At 64.4% G+C, this 21,560-nt stretch carries 22 protein-coding genes and 3 tRNA genes; 10 read left to right on the forward strand and 15 right to left on the reverse strand.

From position 1 onward, the window contains the following. Positions 1 to 98: 98 nt before the first annotated feature. From ACSU1L_RS10275 to ACSU1L_RS10290, 4 genes are read right to left on the reverse strand one after another with little or no spacing between them, the layout of a single operon-like run. Positions 99 to 722, reverse strand: a complete 624-nt coding sequence (locus ACSU1L_RS10275; protein WP_438252977.1) for a response regulator — start codon at positions 720 to 722, stop codon at positions 99 to 101. Next, the gene (locus tag ACSU1L_RS10280; RefSeq protein ID WP_439255706.1) at positions 719 to 1,915 is read right to left on the reverse strand and encodes a sensor histidine kinase; all 1,197 of its coding nucleotides are present in this window, start codon (positions 1,913 to 1,915) and stop codon (positions 719 to 721) included. Before ACSU1L_RS10280 ends, ACSU1L_RS10275 begins: the two co-directional genes overlap by 4 nt. A 38-nt stretch (positions 1,916 to 1,953) precedes the next feature. Further along, a complete protein-coding gene (locus tag ACSU1L_RS10285; protein ID WP_439255707.1) occupies positions 1,954 to 2,808 on the reverse strand; it encodes an ABC transporter permease in 855 nt (284 codons plus the stop codon). Between the two features lie 2 nt (positions 2,809 to 2,810). Continuing rightward, positions 2,811 to 3,761 (reverse strand): ABC transporter ATP-binding protein, encoded by a 951-nt coding sequence (locus ACSU1L_RS10290; protein WP_438252981.1) that lies wholly within the window; start codon positions 3,759 to 3,761, stop codon positions 2,811 to 2,813. A gap of 119 nt (positions 3,762 to 3,880) precedes the next feature. Between ACSU1L_RS10290 and ACSU1L_RS10295 the strand changes: the two genes are divergently transcribed. The 3 genes from ACSU1L_RS10295 (at position 3,881) to ACSU1L_RS10305 (ending at position 6,780) form a co-directional block, all read left to right on the forward strand. Beyond that, positions 3,881 to 4,114, forward strand: coding sequence for a hypothetical protein (locus tag ACSU1L_RS10295; RefSeq protein WP_439255708.1), 234 nt, complete (start codon positions 3,881 to 3,883; stop codon positions 4,112 to 4,114). Positions 4,115 to 4,148: 34 nt separating this feature from the next. After that, positions 4,149 to 5,555, forward strand: coding sequence for an amidase (locus ACSU1L_RS10300; protein WP_439255709.1), 1,407 nt, complete (start codon positions 4,149 to 4,151; stop codon positions 5,553 to 5,555). Positions 5,556 to 5,649: 94 nt separating this feature from the next. Further along, positions 5,650 to 6,780 (forward strand): AI-2E family transporter, encoded by a 1,131-nt coding sequence (locus ACSU1L_RS10305; RefSeq protein ID WP_439255711.1) that lies wholly within the window; start codon positions 5,650 to 5,652, stop codon positions 6,778 to 6,780. Between the two features lie 41 nt (positions 6,781 to 6,821). On the opposite strand, the gene ACSU1L_RS10310 is transcribed toward ACSU1L_RS10305, so the two are convergent. Then, positions 6,822 to 8,774 (reverse strand): BCCT family transporter, encoded by a 1,953-nt coding sequence (locus tag ACSU1L_RS10310; RefSeq protein ID WP_439255712.1) that lies wholly within the window; start codon positions 8,772 to 8,774, stop codon positions 6,822 to 6,824. 58 nt (positions 8,775 to 8,832) lie between these two features. Here ACSU1L_RS10310 and ACSU1L_RS10315 point away from each other — a divergent pair, with 58 nt between their 5' ends. Next, positions 8,833 to 9,540: a spermidine synthase gene (locus tag ACSU1L_RS10315; RefSeq protein ID WP_439255713.1), complete on the forward strand. Its 708-nt coding sequence runs from the start codon at positions 8,833 to 8,835 to the stop codon at positions 9,538 to 9,540. A gap of 21 nt (positions 9,541 to 9,561) precedes the next feature. On the opposite strand, the gene ACSU1L_RS10320 is transcribed toward ACSU1L_RS10315, so the two are convergent. The 3 genes from ACSU1L_RS10320 to ACSU1L_RS10330 form a co-directional block, all read right to left on the reverse strand. Further along, positions 9,562 to 10,962, reverse strand: coding sequence for a threonine/serine ThrE exporter family protein (locus ACSU1L_RS10320; protein WP_439255714.1), 1,401 nt, complete (start codon positions 10,960 to 10,962; stop codon positions 9,562 to 9,564). A 31-nt stretch (positions 10,963 to 10,993) separates the two neighbouring features. Next, positions 10,994 to 11,323, reverse strand: a complete 330-nt coding sequence (locus ACSU1L_RS10325; RefSeq protein WP_438252988.1) for a hypothetical protein — start codon at positions 11,321 to 11,323, stop codon at positions 10,994 to 10,996. A gap of 75 nt (positions 11,324 to 11,398) precedes the next feature. Then, on the reverse strand, positions 11,399 to 12,205 hold the full coding sequence (locus ACSU1L_RS10330) for a class II glutamine amidotransferase (RefSeq protein ID WP_439255715.1): 807 nt from the start codon (positions 12,203 to 12,205) through the stop codon (positions 11,399 to 11,401). Between the two features lie 130 nt (positions 12,206 to 12,335). On the opposite strand from ACSU1L_RS10330, the gene ACSU1L_RS10335 reads away from it, so the two are divergent. Further along, a complete protein-coding gene (locus ACSU1L_RS10335) occupies positions 12,336 to 13,481 on the forward strand; it encodes a carboxylate-amine ligase (RefSeq protein WP_439255716.1) in 1,146 nt (381 codons plus the stop codon). Between the two features lie 178 nt (positions 13,482 to 13,659). Here the strand turns inward: ACSU1L_RS10335 and ACSU1L_RS10340 are convergent, their stop codons facing one another. Next, positions 13,660 to 14,331, reverse strand: coding sequence for a hypothetical protein (locus tag ACSU1L_RS10340; protein ID WP_439255717.1), 672 nt, complete (start codon positions 14,329 to 14,331; stop codon positions 13,660 to 13,662). A gap of 63 nt (positions 14,332 to 14,394) precedes the next feature. Between ACSU1L_RS10340 and ACSU1L_RS10345 the strand changes: the two genes are divergently transcribed. Then, positions 14,395 to 14,616 (forward strand): helix-turn-helix domain-containing protein, encoded by a 222-nt coding sequence (locus ACSU1L_RS10345; RefSeq protein ID WP_439255718.1) that lies wholly within the window; start codon positions 14,395 to 14,397, stop codon positions 14,614 to 14,616. Continuing rightward, positions 14,606 to 15,889: a HipA domain-containing protein gene (locus tag ACSU1L_RS10350; RefSeq protein WP_439255719.1), complete on the forward strand. Its 1,284-nt coding sequence runs from the start codon at positions 14,606 to 14,608 to the stop codon at positions 15,887 to 15,889. Before ACSU1L_RS10345 ends, ACSU1L_RS10350 begins: the two co-directional genes overlap by 11 nt. Before the next feature lie 115 nt (positions 15,890 to 16,004). Here the strand turns inward: ACSU1L_RS10350 and ACSU1L_RS10355 are convergent. From ACSU1L_RS10355 to ACSU1L_RS10365, 3 genes are all read right to left on the reverse strand, one after another. Continuing rightward, positions 16,005 to 16,077: transfer RNA gene (locus tag ACSU1L_RS10355), tRNA-Phe, on the reverse strand. A 72-nt stretch (positions 16,078 to 16,149) separates the two neighbouring features. Further along, positions 16,150 to 16,223 (reverse strand) — tRNA-Asp (locus ACSU1L_RS10360). Between the two features lie 23 nt (positions 16,224 to 16,246). Then, a tRNA-Glu gene (locus ACSU1L_RS10365) sits at positions 16,247 to 16,319 on the reverse strand. Positions 16,320 to 16,525: 206 nt separating this feature from the next. Here ACSU1L_RS10365 and ACSU1L_RS10370 point away from each other — a divergent pair. Further along, a complete protein-coding gene (locus ACSU1L_RS10370; protein ID WP_439255720.1) occupies positions 16,526 to 17,965 on the forward strand; it encodes a M23 family metallopeptidase in 1,440 nt (479 codons plus the stop codon). 71 nt (positions 17,966 to 18,036) lie between these two features. Here the strand turns inward: ACSU1L_RS10370 and ACSU1L_RS10375 are convergent, their stop codons facing one another. Both ACSU1L_RS10375 and ACSU1L_RS10380 read right to left on the reverse strand, forming a co-directional pair. After that, positions 18,037 to 18,528: an inorganic diphosphatase gene (locus ACSU1L_RS10375; protein ID WP_439255721.1), complete on the reverse strand. Its 492-nt coding sequence runs from the start codon at positions 18,526 to 18,528 to the stop codon at positions 18,037 to 18,039. A gap of 44 nt (positions 18,529 to 18,572) precedes the next feature. Then, positions 18,573 to 19,205 carry a TMEM175 family protein gene (locus ACSU1L_RS10380; protein WP_439255722.1) on the reverse strand — a complete coding sequence of 211 codons (633 nt, stop codon included), beginning with the start codon at positions 19,203 to 19,205 and terminating at the stop codon, positions 18,573 to 18,575. A 64-nt stretch (positions 19,206 to 19,269) separates the two neighbouring features. Here ACSU1L_RS10380 and tilS point away from each other — a divergent pair, with 64 nt between their 5' ends. Next, entirely contained in the window at positions 19,270 to 20,268 is a 999-nt protein-coding gene (tilS, locus tag ACSU1L_RS10385) for a tRNA lysidine(34) synthetase TilS (RefSeq protein WP_439255723.1), read from the forward strand. Between the two features lie 5 nt (positions 20,269 to 20,273). On the opposite strand, the gene ACSU1L_RS10390 is transcribed toward tilS, so the two are convergent. Further along, the gene (locus tag ACSU1L_RS10390; protein ID WP_438252999.1) at positions 20,274 to 20,849 is read right to left on the reverse strand and encodes a DUF937 domain-containing protein; all 576 of its coding nucleotides are present in this window, start codon (positions 20,847 to 20,849) and stop codon (positions 20,274 to 20,276) included. An 87-nt stretch (positions 20,850 to 20,936) separates the two neighbouring features. Between ACSU1L_RS10390 and hpt the strand changes: the two genes are divergently transcribed. Further along, on the forward strand, positions 20,937 to 21,488 hold the full coding sequence (gene hpt, locus ACSU1L_RS10395; protein WP_439255724.1) for a hypoxanthine phosphoribosyltransferase: 552 nt from the start codon (positions 20,937 to 20,939) through the stop codon (positions 21,486 to 21,488). Positions 21,489 to 21,560 lie beyond the last annotated feature (72 nt).

Genomic DNA, 21,560 nt, shown 5'->3' on the forward strand with positions numbered 1-21,560 from the left:
CCACTAACTTCTGCGGCGAAACGCAACTTCTGCGGCCAGATCCTTTGGGATCGGCCGCAGAAGTTCGTTTAGGCCGCGAAACTTGCGCCCCCGACTGGCTAGAGCAGCCCGAGTTCCAACGCGAGCGTGACGGCGCGGGTGCGGTCTGAGACGCCGAGCTTCTCGAACACATGGAGCAGATGCGTCTTCACCGTCGCCTCGCCAATGAACAGTGACTTCGCGATCGCGGGATTACTGCCCCCAGCGGCGACCAGACGCAGCACGTCGATTTCGCGCGGGCTCAGTTGTGGGCGATCTTCGGATGCCATCCGCATCCGGGTCACGAGCGTCGCCGCGATCGACGGCGCGAGCACCGTATGTCCTTCGGCGACGGAGCGGATCCCGGCGACGATCTCCTCGTGAGGCGCCGCCTTCAGCAGATACCCGCTGGCGCCGGCCTCGATCGCACCCAGGATGTCGTCATCGCTCTCATAGGTGGTGAGCACGAGAACGCGCACCTCGGGCAGTTCTTCGGCGAGTTTGGCGGTGGCCTCCGCACCCGAGAGTCGAGGCATTCGCAGGTCTATCAGCACGACATCCGGGCGCAGTGTGCGCGCAAGCTCGACGACCTCGACACCATCGGATGCTTCACCGACGACCTCGAGTCCGTCATCCAGCGAAAGCAGGCCGACGATACCGGAGCGCACGATGGGGTGATCGTCGGCGACCAGGACGCGGATCATTCGGACACCCTCTCAGCGGTCAGAGAGCTCTCGGCCGTTAAGGGAATGCGCACGGTCAGGGCCGTGCCGTTCGGCGCCATGTCCGTTACACCCAGCGCTCCGCGCACGAGGGCGACTCGATCACGCATACCGGAGAGTCCGAACCCTCGTCCGCTATCGATCGTCGCCTCCCGTAGACCCCGGCCATCGTCGCGCACGGTGAGAGTCGCGTCCTCGCTGATCTTGAGAACGACGGATGCGGCGCTCGCCGCAGCATGCTTGCGGACGTTCGCGAGGCCCTCTTGCGCACATCGCAGCAGGACGACCTGGATGTCGCGGGGGACGTCGCACTCAGACGCCTCGACGCGCACGTCCACGCCGGTCTCGTGCTGGAATCGCTCGCCCAGTCGGTGCAAAGCATGCGCCAGCGATCCGGACGGCGTGGACGCTGGAGACTCGACGACTACAAGCGCTCGCGTCTCGCGAAGCGCATCCCGCGCTGTTTCCTCGATCATGGCGATCGTATCGGCAGACCCATCGTGTCGGGCGCGTTCGGCGAGCATCACGATGCTCGTCAGGCTCTGGGCGATCGTGTCGTGCACCTCGCGGGCGAGGCGCGAGCGCTCGGCGGTGGCGCCAGCCTCATGGCTTGCCGCCTTCAGGCTCTTCTGCGCCTCGGTGAGATCGGAGAGCAGACGCTGACGCTCAGCGCCCCAATCGGCGATGCGCGTGATCCACAGCCCCAGGGCGAGACTGAACGCCGCCGACAGGAAAGAAGTGATGAATCCCGCGATCACGGTCTCCTGCTGGAACCCGCCCCACACCGAATAGGCGAGACCCAGCACAACCGCGTTCGTGAGCGTCACGATAACTGCCTGGGGGACGGAGCGTGCTGTCATCCAGATCAGCGGCAGCACGATGGTCTGCAGCAGGAGCATGTTCGGGTCGAGTAAGACGCCGACCGCGAGGAGCGCGACCAGCGATACCTGGAGAGTCGCGGACGTCGCCGGAGACGGCATCGGTGCTTCGCTGATACAGACGTACCGGCGAGCGCCGAAGGCGTAGACGGCAAGGATGCCAGCCGCGACGGCGACCAGCATCCACGGTGATCCGACAAATCGGGGAGTGTCCACGAACGCGATGATCGTGATCACGATGAACAGCGCGCCGCTGGCGATGTCCCACCCCAGACGTTCGCGGCTGCTCGTGTTCATATGTCCACTCTTCCACCCCGATGAGAGGCGCGCGCCACTCATCCGTTGCGATGGATCCAACGGAAGGTGAGCCTGCTGATCACGAGTCCGACGACGAGCCACCCGACGAGCACGAGCGCGATGAGCCCGAGATCCCAGGATCCGCTGACTTCGGCGGCTTTGAATGAGTCCGGAAGGAACACCGAGCGCATGCCCTGCGCGATCCACTTCACCGGTAGCACGCCCGCGGCGTTCTGCAGCCACTCGGGGAGCATCGAGAAAGCGATGTAGACGCCGGAGATGAACTGGATGAGCAGCACGATCGGGATGACGACCGCGGCGGCGGACTTCCCCGTACGGGGAACGGCAGACAGCGCGATTCCGAGCAGGGTGCAGGTGATGAGCCCGAGAACGAAGACCCAGGCGAAGCGGCCCCAGGCGGCAGCATCCGTCGGCAGCTCGACGCCGTAGAGCGCGACAGCGATAACGATCAACAGGGCGATCTGCATGATGGCGGTGACGAACACCTCACCGAGCTTGCCGATGAAATAGGTGAGGGGCGCAACCGGGGTGCCGCCGAGGCGCTTGAGGGTACCGTCGCTCTTCTCCGCTGCAATCTCGAGCGCGGGGCCCTGCACGCCGGAGAGCAGGATGCCGCCGGCGATGAGCCCCGGAAGGTAGTAGGTGGCCATGCTCACGGCATCGGGTCCTTCGCCAATGTCGCCAGTGAAGATCGTGGCAAAGATGACGTACATCAGGGTCGGGAACAGAAAGGTGAAGAACACCTGGTCGCCCGCGCGGAAGTACTGGCGCAGCTCGAAGGGGACGCGCCGAAGGCCGAGGCGGAAGGTGCGTGCCAGGCCGAACCTCTCGGTGGCGGTCACTGTCGTGGCGTTCATTGTCGTGGCGTTCATGTTCACAACTCCTGAGAAATAGCGGAGGCGGCGACGGGGATGTGCGTATTTCCGGGGTCTGTCTCCCGGACGGGCGGCAGATCTCCGGAGTTGTGCGCGGCGTTGGCGTCGGACTGCTCGCGAATCAGGCCGAGGTAGATGTCCTCCAGAGTGGGGCGGACGATCTCGAGGCCGCGAGGCTCACCGCCGTCGCGGAAGAGCTCTGCAACGACGGAACCGGGCTTGTCGGTGCGCTCCTCGCGTGTCGTGCCGTCGGCGTCGATCCAGCGCACGAGGGGGATGCGGGCATCCGCCCCGCCGATCTCATTGATGCGACCGATCGCGGAGATCTGACCGCCCGTGATCACTGCCGCACGGTCGCCGAGCTGGGCCGCCTCGTCGAGGTAATGAGTGGTGAGCAGGATGCTGGTTCCTTCGGCTTTGAGCGAGCGGATCAGATCCCAGAACTGGTGACGTGCCTCGGGGTCGAAGCCCGTCGTCGGCTCGTCGAGGAAGAGGACCTCGGGTCGGCCGATGATGCCGAGGGCGACGTCTATGCGACGCTGCTGCCCGCCGGAGAGTTTTCCGACGCGTGTCTTCTGCTTCTGTTCGAGTCCGACCGCCGCGATGACCTCGTCGATGTCACGCGGCCGGGGGTAGTAGCCGGCGAACTCGGTCAGCAGTTCCCGGACGGTGAAATTTCCGGCCTCGCCGGTGGACTGCAGGACGATGCCGAGCCGTGCCTTCCAATCCAGCCCACCGCGCTGCGGATCGACGCCCAGCACACGGACATCGCCGGACGTGCGTTTGCGGTAGCCCTCGAGGATCTCGATTGTTGTCGACTTTCCCGCGCCGTTGGGCCCGAGCAGCGCGAAGGTCTCGCCACGATGGATGTCGAAGCTGATGCCGTCGACGGCGGTAAAGCTGCCGTAGGACTTTCGCAGGTCACGAACCTCGATCACGTTTTCCGTCATGGTTCCAGCATGGCGGTGGAGCTACGGCAGTGCCAGCGGTGGGGAGACTGATAACGGCATCCACTGATCGGTGGATGCCAACCCTTTCGGAGCACCGGACGATTCGCTACCTTGTGGGCATGGACGATTACTCAGGTTTGGCGGCAGGACTGGGGATCGGCGCGCTCATCTTCGCGCTGGTGATCTACCTCGCTGTCATCGCGTTGACGCTATGGATCGGATATCTGATCATGCGGACGGCGGTGAAGAACGGCATCCTCCGCGCTGATGCAGAGAGGGCGGCGCAGCGCCCACCAGGCGCATACGGTGCACCGCCCCAGGGCGGGCACGGTGGCCCGCAACAGCATCGCTGACACCGAAACCCGTGACCCGGCCTAGGGTCGAAGTATGGCTGAACTGCACGACCTGACCGCGTTGGAGCAGTTGGCGGTGTTGCGGGCGGGCGACGTCAGCCCCGTTGAGCTCGTCGCGCACTATCTCGACCGGATCGAGCGCGTCAATGGCAGGGTGGGAGCCTTCGTCGAGGCGACGGCGGATGCTGCGCTCGCGCGAGCCGCATTGCTTTCGGAGGCTGCGCCCGCGGGGGCGCTGTGGGGTCTGCCGTTCGCCGACAAAGACCTCGTGGCTCGCGCGGGCGTGCCGACACGATTCGGCTCCCAGCTGCACCGCGACTTTGTTCCGGATGCCACAGCCGATCAGGCGGCGGTGCTCGATGAGGCCGGGGGCATCAGCCTCGGCAAGACCAACACCCCCGAGTTCGGATTGACGGGATACACCGAGTCGAAGGTCGCGTCTCCCGCACGAGACCCGTGGAACACGGACAACGGAGCGGGGGGATCGAGCGGAGGGGCCGCGACCGCTGTGGCTGCCGGGCTGCTGCCGCTCGCCCCGGCTTCCGACGGTGGCGGGTCGATTCGAATCCCCGCCGCAACCGTCGGAGTCGTCGGACTGAAGCCGTCTCGGGGGAGGATCTCATTCGCATCCGGACTCGACAGCCCCGGAGGGCTCGCAGTCGCCGGCCCCATCGCGCGCACCGTCGCGGATGCCGCGCTGCTGCTGGACGTGCAGGTCAGCGGACGGCCGTATCCGTACGCCACCGGGGCACCGGGGCGCGGCTCTTTCCTCGATGCGGCGACGGCGGCCACAGCATCCGCTCGCGTCGGCGTGACGATGGTCTCGCCCTGGGATGACGATGAAGACATCGCACTTGACCCGGACGCGGCGCGCGCTGTCGACGTCGCGATGGCGCTGCTGACGGATGCCGGGCATGGCGTCGACGAGTTCGACTGGCGTCCGCGCGGGTACGCACAGATGTTCACCACGATCTGGCGCACGAGCGCTGCGCGAATGACCCTGTCGGATGCTGAGCTTGAGCTGGTCGAGCCGATCACCGCGTGGCTCGCCCGCGAGGGGCGTGCTCTCAGCGGCACGCAGGTGCTGGATGCGCTCGCCGCTGCGACGGTGTTCGAGCGCGAGACGATCACCGCGTTCGCACCGTTCGACGCAGTCCTGACACCGGCGCTCGCGCTGCCGCCGCGGCCGATCGGATGGTTCCACCCGACCGACGCAGCGGAGAACTTCTCGCAGCAGGTGCGCTATGCGCCGTACTCGAGCTTTGTGAACGTTGCCGGGCTCCCGGCGGTGGTGGTGCCCGTGATGCTGGATGCCTCGGGGCATCCGGTAAGCGTGCAGCTCATCGGGCGACCCGGAGGGGAAGCGGCGATCATCGCGCTCGCCGCGGAACTGGAGCGCCGCACAGGCGCACTCCCTCGGCCCCCTGTCTGGGACGCCTGATGGCTGGTGTGCGGGATGCCGGCGATCCAGCCCCTTGACGTACCGCGCATCGGATGCTCAAATATCACACTGGAACTGAGCTCGAGGGGGCAGCATGTGGGGTCGCATCAGAGCGAGCAGTGATCGCGGACTGCCGGGCGGCAGCAGCCATCTGAACCGAATCGAACCGTTCACATTCGGACTCGTCGGGGCTCTGGGTGTGCTCGTCGCGCTTTTGATCGGCGCGATCGTCGGGCAGCTCGCGACGGTCTTGATCTACGTCGGAGTGGCGCTATTCCTCGCCCTCGGCCTCGACCCCATCGTGGTCTTCCTGGAGAAGCGGATGCCGCGTGCGGCGGCGGTGAGCGTGGTCGTCGCCGGAGTGCTGGTGATCTTCGCCGGCATCCTGCTCGCGATCGTGCCGATCATCGTGCGTCAGATCGCCAATCTCATCGAAGATGCCCCGATGCTGATCGAAGACGTGATGAGCAGCGACTGGTTCACACAGGTGACCGGCCAGTACGCCGCCGAGATTGCGAACGCTGCCGATGGTGCTCTGGAGTTCATCCAGGATCCCGATAATCTCGGCCAAATCGGCGGCGGGTTGATCGCTGTGGGATCGGGGATCGCCAGCGGGGTCACCGGGGTGATCATCGTGCTCATCCTGACGCTGTACTTCATGGCGTCGCTTCGAAGCATGAAGCGGACAGCCGCGCGGTTCGTTCCCGCGTATCGGCGGGCGCGTTTCACCGAACTTCTCGAAGACGTGTCAACGGCGGTGGGGCGCTACGTGATCGGTCAGGCCAGTCTGGCGTCGATCAACGCGGTGCTGACGATCATCTTGATGAGCATCATCGGGGCGCCGGTGCCGGCGCTGCTCGCACTCATCGCGTTCATCGGCTCGCTCATCCCGCTTGTTGGAACCCTCAGCGCATCGATCATCATCTCGCTCGTCTGCCTGATCGACGCGCCGATCACCGCGTTGATCGCAGCCGTCTACTACCTCATCTACATGCAGATCGAGGCGTATGTGCTGAGTCCGCGCATCATGAGCCGAGCAGTTTCCGTGCCCGGTGCGATCGTCGTGATCGCGGCGGTCGGCGGCGGCGCGCTCGGCGGAATCCTCGGTGCGCTGGTGGCGATCCCGGTGATGGCGAGCATCATCATCATCGTGCAGAAGGTGCTGTTTCCCGCGCAGGACCGGAAGGTCGTGCCGCCCGACGCGGAGGTGGGGGTCATCGCCTAGGCGACAGCATTCAGAGGCGAGTCCAGCCTTCGATGGGCGCGTCACTCATGAGTCTTGCCTGGATCGTCGAGCTTCGCGGACTGTTCATCGGCGGCATCCTGTTCGTCCGCAGTATCTGCGTCGACGACGATGATCGGAAGCGACGAGGTCTCGAAAACTTCGGTGAACGCCTCGTCTACGGGCACGTCGATCCAGGGGTGATCGTCCTGGGAGTGATCGTATTCACTCGGGACGAGCGCGAAGTCGTCACCGAACTCGGCCAGCCCGGTGCGCACGCTGTGTCGCAGCGCTTGCCGCGCATACTTGTCGCGCAGGATCAGCGGATCGCGGCCGAGATCCTTCATCAGCGCGATCATCATGAATACCAGGATGATGGCGAATGGCAGCGCCGCGATGATCGTCACGTTCTGCAGTGCGCGCAGACCGCTTCCCTCGACCCCGGTGACGAGCAGAACCGCAGCGATCACGCCGACGAGCGTGCCCCACGTGATCGTGACCCAACGCTTGGGCGTCGGGTCGCCCTGCTGTGACATCGTGCCCATGACGAGTGACGCCGAGTCGGCGCCGGTGATGAAGAAGATCGCGATGAGGAGCATCAGCATGATGTTCGTGATGCCGGTGAGTGGCAGGTTCTCGAGCACGCCGAAGAGCACATTCTCCGGCGGCGTCGTCGCCAGCTCTGCTCCGTTCATCTGCAGATCGATCGCGGTTGTTCCGAAGATCGCGAACCACACCAGAGAGATCAGCGATGGAACGGCGATCACGACCAGCACGAACTGCCGGATCGTGCGGCCACGGGAGATCTTGGCGATGAACATGCCGACGAACGGCGACCACGAGATCCACCACGCCCAGTAGAAAATTGTCCAGGATGCCAGGAACTGCTCCGTCGCTTCGCCTTGCGCGCCCGAGCGACCCATCATCTGGGGAAGGTCATTGATGAACTCGAAAGCGATTGCCGGGATCATGTTCAGGATCAGCAGCGATGGGCCGACGAAGAAGACGAACAACGACAGCACGATGGCCGCTACCGAGTTGATATTCGACAGTGCCTGGATGCCCTTGGACACGCCGGATGCTGCGGAGGCGATGAAGCAGGCGGTGAGGACGGCGATCACGGCGATGAGGACGCCGTTGCCGATCTCGCCGATGCCGGCGACGAGCTCGACTCCGTGACCGATCTGCAGAGCGCCGAGACCGAGAGACGCCGCCGTTCCGAAGAGCGTCACGAGGATCGAGAAGATGTCGATCGTCTTGCCAATCGGGCCCGTCGTCTTGTGCTCGCCCAGCAAGGGCGCGAACACCGACGAGATGAGCGGCGTGCGCCCTCGTCGGAAGGATCCGTATGCGATTGCGACGCCCACCAGTGCGTAGAAAGCCCATGCCTGCGGGCCCCAGTGATACAGAACCTGGGCCTGTGCGGTCTGCATGGCCTCGAGCGTTCCGCCTTCGACGGTTCCCGGTGGCGGGTTGTCGAAGAATGTCAGCGGCTCTGCGGCGCCCCAGAACACCAGGCCGATACCCATGCCCGCGGCGAAGAGCATCGAGATCCAGGAGAACATCGAGAACTCCGGGGCTTCATCGTCGCGCCCGAGGGGAATGCGGCCGTACTTGCTGACGCCGAGGAAGATCATGAACAGCAGGATCGCTGTGGCCACGGAGGTGAACAGGACTCCGGTGTACTCAATGACCCAATTCAGTGTGGACTGCGCAGTGGTGGAGAGGCTCTCGCCGCCGAGGATGCCCCAGCCGATGAATGCGACGACAAAGGCCGCTGCGACACCGAACACCAACCAGTCGGTGCGATACACCCGTCCGGTCTGCTCGACCCCCACGCCGGGGATCAGCGCCGGGTGCACGCCCTTCGGCGACAGGTCCTTCAGGCTGCGCGCGATATTTCGTGCGACTTTCACCGCGCGTGTGGGCGGGCGTGCTGTCGATGACCCGTCTGTGGCGTTCTTCCGCGTTCCCTGATCGCTGTTCACGAGACCCATACTTGCAGTGTCTGGGTCGTAGCGGAGGTAGGGTGAGCAGAAACGGAGGGATGCCGCAGTGATCACTCGGTTCGAAGAGCTTGACTGGCAGCCCACCCCGATCGGCGACCTAATGTTGCGACGGCGCACGGAGCCGTCGGTGGGTCAGGAGATCTACGAGGTCAAACTCGGTGACGAGTACCTCATGTCGAGTCTGTTCACAGTGGCGGAGGAAGAGCTGGCAAATCTCGGACTCGCCGCTGTCGAAGGCGATGATCTGTCCGTCCTGGTGGGAGGCCTCGGGCTTGGGTACACAGCCGTCGCCGCTTTGCGTGACGAGCGCGTGCGCGCGCTCACGGTGATCGACAGGCTCGGTGCGGTGATCGGCTGGCATGAGCGCAAGCTGCTGCCGGCGTCGACCGAACTCGTCGAAGATGCTCGAACGACGCTTGTCGAGGACGATTTCTTCGCCATCGTTCGGGCTGAGCCTGCGGGGGACCGTGCCGGATACTCGGCCATCCTGCTCGACGTGGATCACTCACCGCGACACCAGCTGGATCCCACCCACGCCGATCTTTATACGGCGGCGGGGTTGCGGGCTCTGGACCGGCACCTCGCAACGCGCGGGATCTTCGCGCTGTGGTCGGATGATCCGCCTGACGATGTCTTCATGATCGAGTTGAACGCGGTGTTCGACGATGCCGTCGCGCATGTCGTGGACTTCGACAATCCGGTCACGGGTGGCGTGTCATCCAATACGGTCTACGTCGCGCGCAGTCGCGGCTGACCGAGACTGCGCGGGTCAGGCTCAGCGGCGGACGCGCGCGCGGGATTTCGCAACGCTGGCGAGCGTCGCGCGCAGTGGCGTGCCGAGGTAAAGTCCGAGCGAAGCCCCGGCCGCGAGGCCCACGCCGATCGTGGCAGCCAACACGAGCGGGCTGATGCCGGCCAGCATCCCCTCGACCGTTCCGTCGGAGTCGACGATGCCGAGCAGCCCGCGGAACACGGCGGAGCCGGGCACGAGGGGGACGATCGCCGCGGTAGTGACCGCGACCGAAGGAACATGCTGGTTGCGGGCGAGAAGCACGCCGATGAAGCTGGCAAGGAGAGCCCCCACGCCGCTCGCACCGGCCGCGTGGATGTCGAGCAGTATCGCGAGGTTGTAGCCGATGATCGCGATCACGCTCAGCAGGGCGCTGACGACGATGATGCGCATCCCGGCGCCGTTGAACAGGGCCACGGAGACCGCGATGATGATGGCGCCCGCGATCTGAGCGGGGAGCGATCCGAACGGCAGTGTGTCGGTGGGCAAGGCCATGCTGAAACCGACGAGGCGGGCGAGTTCCAGTCCGATCAAGATGCCGAGCACGACCCCCAGGGTCTGCATCGTGAGGTCGAGGATCCGGCCGACCGCCGTTACCGCGAACCCGTCGATAGCATCCTGAGCGGCACCGACGACGGTGAGTCCGGAGAGCATCAGGACGATGCCCGATGCGACCATGATCGACGGTTGCACGTCAGCGAACGGCGTGATGTTCGCAGCGCCCAACGCTGACACGATGGTCGCGACGACGGTGATGACGAATGCGCCGGCAGTCTGGCTGAAGAACGACGGCACCTGAATGCGTGCCAGCCCCGCCTGGGTGAACGCGGCCCCGAGTGCTGCGATGAAGGTCAGCAGCATCATCAGCGGTGAGGCGCTGAACAGGAACGCGACGCCGACGGTGAGCAGTGCGCGCGAAACGATCACGACAATCGGGCGGTACAGGAATGGCGTGCGGCGGATGACACGGAATGCCAGGCGTGCTTCGCCGAGCTCCATCCCCTCGCTGATGTCGACCAGGAGCGCTTGCAGGCGCTGCAGTTTTGCGTGGTCGGGTGACGCGGCTTTGACCACGCGCAACAGGGTCGTGGGCCAGTCCTCCTCACCGCGGTGGTACGAGACGTTGACCGAGTTATAGGTGACGTCAACGTGCACACCGGTCAGGCCGTACACCTGGGCGACGCGGACGATGGCGAAGGTCACGTCGTGCGCGGAGGCACCGACCGTGAACATCGACTCACCGATCCGCAGCGCGAGGTCGAGGATCTTGACGACAACAGTCTCGTTGAGCACCGGATACGCCTCGGTGAGCGCGACCTCGGACGGATCGGACCGGATCACACGGCGCACGGTGCTCAGCAGCCGCCAGGGGTGTTCGCGAGGCATGTACCCATTCTCTCCGCGCGACGGCTGAACGTCACCCTTGCGGGACAGAGTCTGCGTTCTGGTTCGGATGAAGACGGATTCGACCACGGAGGAACGGCAGCGTCGGCGCCCGGTATTCCAGCGCCGGCCGGTCGTGCGGTTCGAGGGTAAAGTCCGCCTGTCCGAAGCGCCAGAGCCGGTTGAAGAGAAACACGCCCACTGTCACCGTTCGGTCGGACGGCACCTGCCACGTGCCCAGGCCCCACTGCGTCGGCTGTCCGCGGCCTTCGATGATCAGTGTTGGTCTGACGCCGGCGTACAGAGCGAACCAGGGCTTGTGTAAGGTCAGCTCGATGCGGCGACTCTCGTTGTCAGCGTTCACCTTTGCATCGACTCCCGGGGGTTGGATTGCGATCAGCTTAGCTGTGGCGCGGGGAGTCGCTCGTCCGTGCTCCGACTACGAGAGTGGCACGGGATGCAGCCTCGTCACCTCGCGAGTCGCGAGGTCGATCATCACTGCGCTGTCTTCGGGGACCGGTGTCCATCCTTCTGCATCGAGGCCGCTGGAGATCACGTGAACGGCGTCGACCGTGATGCGGTAGTTCATGGCGTAGTACTCGGTCGCGTGGCTGGCGGGCATCGCCTCGTCGGACTCGAAGAGCTCGCGTAGGGATTCGACGGGCGAATCGACACGGCTGTTGATATGAATCGCGAACAGCTTGCTCGGGGTCAGGAGAAGGGCGTTGAGGCTCGAGTTGGGGAACTCGCGAACCAGGATCTCAAGCGCACGAGTGACACCCTCTGCTTCATCGCCTGCAGCTTCATCGATGCATTGCATGACGAGACGGAAGTAGCGCTCGCTGTCGGTGTCGCCGATGAGTTTGTCTTGTGACGCCGTGCTGAGCTGTGATTCGAGGTGAGAGATCGGAGAGATATGTCCGTTGTGCGCGAATGCGTAGCCGTCATCGGTGAAGGGGTGCGTGTTCTCGGGCGACACGGGCAGCCCGCCGGTCGCCCAGCGCAGGTGCACGAGCCCGCAGCATCCGAGTTCCTGTTCTGACAGTGCCGTGTAATGCGGGTCGAGGGAAGCGTTGAGCGCGGACGATACCGCTTCGGTGTCGCCACCGAGCGCGCGATGCCATGCCATGCCCCACCCATCGCCGTGCACCTCGGTGAGCGCGGTGAACGTCTCGAAATCGTCGTGTCCGAGAACATCGACGATCGACGTCGGACGGGTGGTGACGTAGCCAAGCAGTCGGCACATGGGGCTGTTCTCCTCTCGTTGCAAGGCTGAGTTTCCCCTCTTCGACGCGTGCAGGCAACCCCGGCTCATCGGTTCCGCTCTCCGCGCAACCGCTTCTGCCGTTATCGAGTCGACCTGACACACTGGGCGCATGCGCACAGTCGGAGTTGAAGAAGAACTGCTGCTCGTAGACGCGGAGACGGGCCGGCCACGATCGGTTGCTGCGCGCACGCTGAGGTATGCCGAAGAAGTCGCGAACCCTGTCGAGCCTCCCAGCGGCGGCGCATCGGACGGCTTCGAGGAACCACCAGGCGGTTCGCTCGAGCATGAGTTGCAGCAGCAGCAGGTCGAGACGGACACGATTCCACACACCGACATGGTCGCGCTTGGTGATGATGTTCGGGCGTGGCGTGATCATGCGATCACCGCGGCACGCCGTGCGGGTGCTCGCGTGATCGCCTCAGGAACATCGCCACTTCGGGTCGAAGCTGCGATCGTCGGCAAGCCCCGTTACCTGCAGATGGTGGAGCACTTCGGGCTGACCACAACCGAGCAGCTCACGGGAGCATGTCACGTGCACGTCTCGGTCGAATCGGACGATGAAGGCGTGGGTGTGCTCGACCGCATTCGAGGCTGGTTGCCTGTGCTGCTCGCGCTGAGCGCGAACTCGCCGTTCTGGCAGGGGGAGGACACGAAGTACGCGAGTTTCCGCTCGCAGGCGATGGTGCGCTGGCCCACGGCCGGTCCCACTGAGACATTCGGGTCTGCGGAGAACTATCGCGAACTCGTCCGCTCGATGATCGCATCCGGTGCCATTCTCGATGAGGGCATGGTCTATTTCGACGCCAGGTTGTCGCACCACTATCCGACGGTCGAGATCCGTGTCGCCGATGTTTGCCCGGATGCGGCAGACACGGTGCTCATTGCAGCCCTGTGCCGGGGTCTCGTGGATACGGCTGCTGCGGCGTGGCGAGCGGGGGAGGAGCCGCTGCCCCTCTCTGTCTCGATGCTCCGGCTCATGAGCTGGCAGGCGGGACGATTCGGCATCGAAGGTGACCTGATCGATCCGGAAACGCTCAAGCCGCGGGCTGCGCGTGAGATCGTCACTGATCTCGTCGACCACATTCGCGCAGCACTGCGCGCGAACGGCGACGAGTCACTTGTCGACGAGCAGATCGAGCAGATCTTCACGCGAGGTAACGGCGCGATGCGCCAGCGCGCGATGCTCGAGAAGACCGGTCAGCTGAGCGATGTTGTTGCGGATCTCGCCCGCCGTACCGCTGATCTCGCCGGCTGATTCAGGCCGCGGGGAGCCAGCGAATTACGCGGTCGTTGAAATACTCCGGGCGTTGTAGAAGGATGCCATGGCCGCAGCCGTCGATAATCGAGAGTTCGCTGCCGGGTAGTACTGCGTGGATGATGCCGGCCGAATCGCGCATCAGGCTTGCGCCGCCGCGCTGGAGGACCCCCGCGTCTTAGCGCAGCACCGCGCGCGCAACCTCGAGTGCAGCGTTGCCGTCAAGTGCGGGCATCCCTTCCCAGCGACCGCCTCCGACTGCTACCTCAAAATCTGGCGTCCACACCACCGACTGGAGTGCGGCTACCGTTCCGGTACCCATCTCGACGACGTACGCGACACCGCCGAGTTCTGCGATCCACTTGTCCGTGATCTCGGCGGTTTCGGGAAAGACCTGTTGCAGTCCTGGAATGTCGGGCCTGGTCGACGCGTCGTAAACCGGTGTGACGCCGAGTGAGACCTCGCGGGCATTTGCCCAGTCAGTATTCTCTTCCGGCATCGTCCAGGTACAGCTCACGCCCCACTCGTTGACGCTGTTTCCTTCCATCTGAGTGAGTCCATCGATGTACGGCGCCATCGTTGATTCCAGGTCATCACATGATGAAATGTGGTCGATCGACAGTGTTTTGGGCACCGGCGGTACTGAGTCTGAAACATCGTTGCCCGGCGAGACGGTCTGGCCAGTGTCCTGAACGGGTTCGGGAGAAATTGAAGCCGCGCAGCCCAACAACATCACAGAGGAGACAGCCAATATGACAACAGACACCTGAGTTTTCACGCGTAGTAGCTTACCAAGCGACACCTGTTCGCCTCGTCGCTCGGCGGCAAAGGAGTGTGCGTTATAAGTCACTTTCTCTTGTGTGCGTTATAAGTCACATGTAGGGTTGTGCGTTATAAGTCACGGGAGGTGGAGATGGAAGTACGCGCTGCATCCGACTTCGGGGCACTCGTTGCGGAGCGCCGCGAAGGTCTGAGTATGTCTCAAGCTGAGCTCGCGCGCCGCGCCGGCGTCACTCGCGAGTGGGTCGTGCGGCTGGAGAACGGGTCCACAACCGTCACGCTCTTCCGGCTCATGCGCGTTCTCCGAGAGCTCGGCCTCGTCGTCGACGTCAGTGAGGTCGACGATGTCGAGTGAACTGTTCGCGTATCTCGATGGCGAAGCGATCGGCGTCGTCGAGCAGTCGGCTGGCGGCGCCTTGTCATTCACCTACGACGCTGACTACCGGTCTCGGCGCGATGCGACCCCGCTCTCACTCTCCATGCCGCTTGTGCGCTCCGGGCACAAGAACAAGCACGTGCGCGCTTTTCTGCAGGGGTTGCTTCCCGACAGTCCGGGCAGGCTCGCGGAGCTTGGACGCGAGTATCGTGTCAGCCCCAGTAGTCCTTTCGCTCTGCTTTCGCACATTGGTCGTGATGCGGCCGGTGCGGTGCAACTGCTTCCGCCTGGTGAGGCGAGCGCTGACGCAGCCGAACGTCACGGTGATGTGAGAGAACTCACCGACACCGACTTCGCGGAGCTCGTGGCGGATCTTGTCCGCAACGGTGATACCTGGGGGAGGCGTACGGATGACGCGCGCTGGAGTCTTCCCGGTGCGCAGCCCAAAGTCGCTCTGTTTCGTACCGAGAAGGGGCGATGGGCGGTGCCGCAGGATTCGACACCGACCACGCACATACTGAAGCCAGCGGTCGCGCCCTATCCGGACCATCACATCAACGAGTTCATGACGATGGCCGCGGCGCGTGAGTTGCGGCTTCACGTCGCTGACGATTTCTTGGTGACCACCGAGCGTGGACACGCGGTGTTCGTTTCCACGCGCTACGACCGCCGGCTCGAAGACGGGCGTTGGCATCGGCTCCATCAGGAAGACCTCTGTCAGGCGCTGAGCGTGTCGCCGGACATGAAGTATCAGCCCGAGGGCGGACCAGGCATCGCCGCGATTGCCCGCCTCATCAACTCCCTGCCTGACGCCGAAGACCGGCGAGGCAACGCAAGGCAGTTCTACGAGGCCCTTGTATTCTCGGTGGCGTCTCTCGGCACCGACGCGCACGCGAAGAACTACTCGCTTTTGCTGCAGCGTGATCGTGCCAAGCTTGCCCCGCTCTATGACCTCGGCAGCTACGCACCGTACCTCGCCGCCGACGGCGGTAACCCGAAGCTCGCCATGTCGATCGAGGGGGAGTACAGCGCCGGACGGATCAGCCTCGATTCGCTGGTCAGGGTGGCGGCGCGGGTCGGCCTCGACCGCGATTGGGCTGAGGTGCGCGCCCATGAGATCACGGACGGCATCGTGATCGCCTACGCTGCGGCGGCGGATGCTGCGCGAGCGCAGCTCGGCGACGACCCGTTCGTCGGGCGGATGGTCGACAGCATCCATGAGTATGCGTCGTCGCGTGGTTGGAACGCGTGACGACCGGCACAAAACCGGCACAAGCTCCCGGAGAGGGCGCATCAGGGCAAAGCAAAACCCCCGCCATGTAGAAGCTAGGCGAGGGTTTCTAGGATCACTGTAATGATGACCCCTGTGGCTCCGACGGGCGTCGATCCCGTGACCTCACGATTTTCAGTCGTGCGCTCTACCAACTGAGCTACAGAGCCATGCGGCACATCATAAATCTGCCGCATCCTAGACGAAAGGCCCTTACCGAAATAAGGGCCCGTCGCTTAGAGCGACCCTGACGGGACTTGAACCCGCGACCTCCGCCGTGACAGGGCGGCACGCTAACCAACTGCGCTACAGGGCCATGCATATTAAATTATATCGGAGTGACCCCAACGGGATTCGAACCCGTGCTACCGCCGTGAAAGGGCGGCGTCCTAGGCCGCTAAACGATGGGGCCGAGGCTGTCCCGGGGGACTTCCTTGCCGACGCTCAAGCATAAGCGATCTTTTGGGCAAAAAGCTAATCGAGGGCGCGTCCGCCGAACGCCCGGGCGTTTCGGGGAGAGGATGGCTCATATCCATGGCCTCCTGGCGCCCCGCGTGCTGTTGCGGATGTTAAAGATGTTGTTACTGTGGCATAAGTGAATTGGGTGGAAGGGGCCGTGTGAACGACGAGCAGTCCTTGATGGATGCTGCGCTCGACGCAGGGGACTCCTGTGGTTGCGCGCCCAGCATCGATGAGCGCCGCACCTTCTGGCAGAAGAACGTCCTCACCCGGCGCAACGCCCTCGGTCTTGGCGCACTCAGCGCCGTCGCGCTCAGCGCGTTCGGTATCGGCTCCGGTGTCAACGCTGCTTATGCCGCCAGCTACCCCACGTGGGAAGACGTCGAACGTGCGCGAAACAATGAAGCAGCCAAAGCCGGCGAGATCACCCGCATCGAGGGCTTGATCCAATCCCTCACCCAGCGCGTCGCTGAGACACAGGCGGCCGCAGAGGCAGCCGGCAATGAGTTCTTCGAGGCTCAGCAGGAATATTTCGCAGCGATCGCCGAAGCCGAGGCGCTTCAGTCGCAGGCTGACGCTCAGGCGAAGATCGCCGATGAGTCGGCCCGCAAAGCCGGCCAGGTCGCCGCACAGCTTTACCGCAACGGTGGCGACGACACCGCACTGGAACTCTTCTTCGCCGGTTCTGCGGCGAACGCGGATCAGCTGCTGTCCCGCCTGGGCACGATGGACAAGCTCCTGCAGTACAACCAGTCCGTTTACGACGACGCCGTCGCGGCTCGAAACTCCGCGCAATCGCTCAGCGATCAGGCCGTGGTGGCACGCGATGAGCGCGACCGTCTGCAGAAGGTCGCGGAAGAGAAGATGCGCGCAGCGCAGGACGCCGCAGCGGCCGCCCAAGCCGCTCTCGCAGAGCAGGCCGAACACCGAATCACGCTCGAAGCACAGCTGCAAGCCCTCAAGGGCGAAACTGCGAAGACCGTCGCCGACTACCAGGCGGGCGTTGCTGAAGCCAAGCGCATTGCCGAAGAGAAGCGCAAGGCTGAAGAAGCCGCACGCCGCGCAGCCGAAGAGGAAGCGCGACGCCGCGCTGAAGAAGAACGGCGACGTCGTGAAGAAGAAGCAGCCGCCGGTGGCGGTGGCGGTGGCGGTGGCGGCGGCGGAGAGAGTCCCGCTGCAGTCGGCAGCGGCGGCTGGGTTCGCCCGCACGGAGGCTGGCGCTCATCGGGCTACGGCCCGCGCACTGTGCAGTGCGGCAGCAGCTACTGCTCGAGCGGATTCCACTACGGCGTCGACCTCGCCAACGGCTGCGGCACACCGATCTTCGCGGCGCAGTCAGGAACCGTCGACTACGCCGGCTGGAACGGCGGCTACGGCAACTACGTCCGCATTCAGCACGGCGGCGGTGTGGGCACCGGCTATGCGCACATCAACTCCTTCGCCGTCAGCTGGGGCCAGTGGGTCAACGCCGGCCAGATCATCGCCTACGCGGGCAACACCGGCAACTCCTTCGGCTGCCACCTGCACTACGAGGTGTATATCAACGGTGGCTACACGAACCCGATCAACTTCATGGCGGCGCACGGAATCTCCGTCTGACGCCTCCCGCACACGAAGAAGCCCTCGGCCGCAATACAGCGGATCCGAGGGCTTCTACATAGGGGAACGGTTCAGTGACCGTTCTCGCCGAAGCGCACGATGGCTTCGTCGAGGATGCGCTGCGCCTCGGCAGCGTCACCCCACGCATCGACCTTGACCCACTTGTTGGGCTCGAGGTCCTTGTAGTGCTCGAAGAAGTGCGTGATCTCCTTCTTCGTGTACTCGGCGATGTCGTCGATGTCCTGGATGTGCGCCCAACGCGGGTCTTTCGACAGCACGGCGACGAGCTTGTCATCGCCGCCGGCCTCGTCGCTCATCTTCAGAACGGCGACGGGGCGGACCTCGACGACGACACCGGGGAAGAGCGCGTGGTCCAGGAGAAGCAGCACGTCCAGCGGGTCGCCATCCTCGCCGAGCGTGTTGTCGAAGTAGCCGTAATCGGCCGGATAGCCGAACGTCGTGTAGAGCACGCGGTCGAGGTGGACTCGTCCGGTTTCGTGGTCGACTTCGTACTTCACGCGGCTGCCGCGCGGGATCTCAATGACGGCGTCGTGTGCGCCCATGCGTGTACTCCTCAAGAAAGACGGTTGGGATGCCGCGGACTAGCCTACCCGCGCAGTCGCTCAAGCAACTTCTCCAGGGGTGTTGAGAAGACCAACAGCAGCAGAGCGAAGTAGCCGACCTCATGCACCCAGGCCGCGATCGGCAACGCGATGCAGAACAGGGCGATAGCTGCGATGTCGCCGATCGCCCCGTGCCATAGCCGTTGCGCCGTGAAGCCGGAAAGGGACGGATGCCGGATCAAATACAGCTTGCCGGCGAGGGTGGCGGCCTGCGTGAGGATCAGCGTGCCGATGTAGACCAGCGCCTGCAGCGGGTCGGTCTCCATCTGACCGAGCATCGCCGTCGGCACGGGCAGCCACACGATCGTCAGCATCCACGCGACGTTGATCCAGACGAGCGGCATCGTGACACGAAACACCTGATCGTACTGTCGGTGATGCTCCATCCAGAACATCGCGATCAGCAGAAAGCTGAGGATGAAGCTGATCAGCTGGCCCCGATGCGAGACCAAGAATTCCCACGTAGTAGCGCCGGTTCCGGCCTCATCGGAGATCGATTCGAGTAGCGGCAGGATCAACAGCGTCATCGCTATGGCAACGACCGCATCCACGAACGCCTTCAGCCTCTCCGGCGCCATTGTGACCGCTTCCTCGGCCGACTCCGACGATTGCGTCACGGGCCCAGAATATGACCGAGACGGATGCCGCGGTAGGGGCTCTTCGGTGTCGTACCGTTGTCGTGTGCCCTCTCTGTCACCCGCTATCGCTGAGCTTCGCCGCGCCGTGCGCACCGCCCTTCTCGACCTGCCCGACGACTCGACCGTCGTCGTCGCGCTCTCGGGTGGTGCAGATTCTCTGGCGCTCGCTGCTGCGACCGCCTTCGAAGCGCGCGCGCGGAGCATCCAGGTGGTGAGCGTCACGATCGACCACGGTCTGCAAGAACGATCGGCGGAGGTTGCGGCTTCGGCCGTCGCGAAGGCAGAAGGCCTCGGCATCCGTGCACTCAGCGAGCGCGTGCACGTCGCATGCAGCGGAACGGGGACCGGCGGGCCAGAGGCCGCGGCCCGCGACGCACGCTACGCGGCGCTGCGTCGAATCGCGATCGAGCTGCGCGCCCGCGCAGTGCTGCTGGGACACACGCTCGACGACCAGGCCGAAACGGTGCTGCTCGGGCTCGCCCGCGGCTCCGGAGCCGCCAGCCTCATGGGAATGGCGCCAGCACGCACCGACGACGAGGGCGTCGCATGGCTCCGACCGATGCTGGCAGTGCGGCGTGAAGTGACCCGCGCGTTCTGCGCAGCATCCGATCTCACACCCTGGGATGATCCGCACAATCTCCAAGACCGGTTCGCACGAGTCCGCGTGCGCGAACGCGTGCTTCCGGTCCTGGAAACAGAACTCGGCCCCGGCATCGCCGAAGCGCTCGCGCGAACAGCCGAGCAGCTGCGCGAAGACGCCGAAGCGTTCGACGAGATGATCCACGAGACGATCGAAGACATCGTCGAGCATGCCGAGGCCGGGATCTCTGTCAGCGTCGCGGCGCTCGCGGCGAACCCGGCTGCCCTTCGCAACCGCATCATCCGCCTCGTCGCGGACAGCGAGTTCGGGGCGAGCCTGACCCGCACGCAGACCGTCGAAGTCGCTCGACTGGTGACCGACTGGTCAGGTCAGGGCCCGATCGATCTGCCCGGGTGCACGGCCGCGCGGCAGGGTGGGCGGATCGTCTTCACCGCTCGATAAGCGGGCTACTTCTTCCCGCCGAAGAGTCCGCCCAGCAGGTCGCCGATGCCCCCACCGCCGGAATTATTGCCGCCGCCGAGAAGACCGCCGAGCAGGTCGCCGATGCCGCCGCCCGAGCTGTTCCCGCCGCCGAGGAGCCCGCCGATGACATCGCCGAGTCCGCCACCGGATTCTGCGTTGTTCGATGAAGACTTGTCCTTCGTCGCATTCGCGATCAGGCCCATGACGATCGGCGCGAGGATCGGCAGCAGCTTTCCGAAGTCGATTCCGGCGGTCTTCTCCGACGAGTTCAGCTTCGCGGTGACGTCCTTCTCAGACTCACCCAGCACGTGCTTGACGATCTTGCCGCCATCGGCCTGGTCGATGTCATCGAGCGAGGATGCCCCCGATGCGCCCTGGTGCTTCTTGAGCGCGTTCTGGATCGCCGCCGAGCCTTCGCTGCTCTGTGCATTCTTGGCCAGACCGCTCAGCAGAACGGCGCCGCCCTGCTCGACAGCCGACTTCGCGACGTCCGGGGAGACACCGAGCTTTGCCGCGATGTCATCGAGTGGTAGCTGCTTGAGGATGTCGTCGAGAGCCATGAGAAGTCCTTCCATCTGAGGGCGAACGCCCGCTTGATCATCACAGTAGCGGGGCACCCACAGCATCCGTCACCTAAAATGCAATACATGCGTGCGGCTGAAATTCAAGAAGACCTTGCAGACATCCTCGTCACAGAGGAGGAGATCATCGCCAAACTCGATGAGCTCGCAGCCCGAGTCACCGAAGACTATGCCGGCAAAGACCTGCTGCTGGTCGGCGTTCTCAAGGGCGCGGTGATGGTGATGGCCGACTTCGCCCGGGCGCTGCCCATGCACGCACCGATGGACTGGATGGCGGTGTCCAGCTACGGATCCAGCACGAAATCAAGCGGTGTTGTGCAGATCCGCAAGGACCTCGACACCGATCTGCACGGCAAGCACGTGCTGATCGTCGAAGACATCATCGACTCGGGGCTCACCCTCAGCTGGCTGCTGGAGAACTTCGAGTCGCGCGGACCCGAGTCGATTGAAGTGCTGGCGCTGCTGCGCAAACCCGAAGCGGCCAAGGTCGAAATCGACTGCAAGTACGTCGGCTTCGACATTCCCACCGACTTCGTCGTCGGCTACGGCCTCGACTATGACGAGCGCTACCGCAACCTGCGCGATGTCGCGGTGCTCGCGCCGCACGTGTACTCCTAAGTCGCGCGCCGCCCGGACGCTTTAACAAGCTCAGCGGTCGAAAGCGTACGCCGTGGGCGAATCACAGGGGAC

Origin of the sequence: Microbacterium sp. A94, from assembly GCF_051842855.1 — a bacterium.
Lineage (GTDB): Bacteria > Actinomycetota > Actinomycetes > Actinomycetales > Microbacteriaceae > Microbacterium.

What these genes read in the sequence shown, in the direction of transcription:
- ACSU1L_RS10390 (WP_438252999.1), bottom strand. Translation starts at nt 20,849, where the DNA reads ATGGCTCTCGACGACATCCTCAAGCAGCTACCACTCGATGACATCGCG.
- ACSU1L_RS10280 (WP_439255706.1), bottom strand. Translation starts at nt 1,915, where the DNA reads ATGAACACGAGCAGCCGCGAACGTCTGGGGTGGGACATCGCCAGCGGC.
- ACSU1L_RS10300 (WP_439255709.1), top strand. Translation starts at nt 4,149, where the DNA reads ATGGCTGAACTGCACGACCTGACCGCGTTGGAGCAGTTGGCGGTGTTG.
- hpt (WP_439255724.1), top strand. Translation starts at nt 20,937, where the DNA reads ATGCGTGCGGCTGAAATTCAAGAAGACCTTGCAGACATCCTCGTCACA.
- ACSU1L_RS10345 (WP_439255718.1), top strand. Translation starts at nt 14,395, where the DNA reads ATGGAAGTACGCGCTGCATCCGACTTCGGGGCACTCGTTGCGGAGCGC.
- ACSU1L_RS10330 (WP_439255715.1), bottom strand. Translation starts at nt 12,205, where the DNA reads ATGTGCCGACTGCTTGGCTACGTCACCACCCGTCCGACGTCGATCGTC.
- ACSU1L_RS10350 (WP_439255719.1), top strand. Translation starts at nt 14,606, where the DNA reads ATGTCGAGTGAACTGTTCGCGTATCTCGATGGCGAAGCGATCGGCGTC.
- ACSU1L_RS10285 (WP_439255707.1), bottom strand. Translation starts at nt 2,808, where the DNA reads ATGAACGCCACGACAATGAACGCCACGACAGTGACCGCCACCGAGAGG.
- ACSU1L_RS10335 (WP_439255716.1), top strand. Translation starts at nt 12,336, where the DNA reads ATGCGCACAGTCGGAGTTGAAGAAGAACTGCTGCTCGTAGACGCGGAG.
- ACSU1L_RS10295 (WP_439255708.1), top strand. Translation starts at nt 3,881, where the DNA reads ATGGACGATTACTCAGGTTTGGCGGCAGGACTGGGGATCGGCGCGCTC.
- ACSU1L_RS10275 (WP_438252977.1), bottom strand. Translation starts at nt 722, where the DNA reads ATGATCCGCGTCCTGGTCGCCGACGATCACCCCATCGTGCGCTCCGGT.
- ACSU1L_RS10375 (WP_439255721.1), bottom strand. Translation starts at nt 18,528, where the DNA reads ATGGGCGCACACGACGCCGTCATTGAGATCCCGCGCGGCAGCCGCGTG.
- ACSU1L_RS10310 (WP_439255712.1), bottom strand. Translation starts at nt 8,774, where the DNA reads ATGGGTCTCGTGAACAGCGATCAGGGAACGCGGAAGAACGCCACAGAC.
- ACSU1L_RS10305 (WP_439255711.1), top strand. Translation starts at nt 5,650, where the DNA reads ATGTGGGGTCGCATCAGAGCGAGCAGTGATCGCGGACTGCCGGGCGGC.
- ACSU1L_RS10320 (WP_439255714.1), bottom strand. Translation starts at nt 10,962, where the DNA reads ATGCCTCGCGAACACCCCTGGCGGCTGCTGAGCACCGTGCGCCGTGTG.
- ACSU1L_RS10290 (WP_438252981.1), bottom strand. Translation starts at nt 3,761, where the DNA reads ATGACGGAAAACGTGATCGAGGTTCGTGACCTGCGAAAGTCCTACGGC.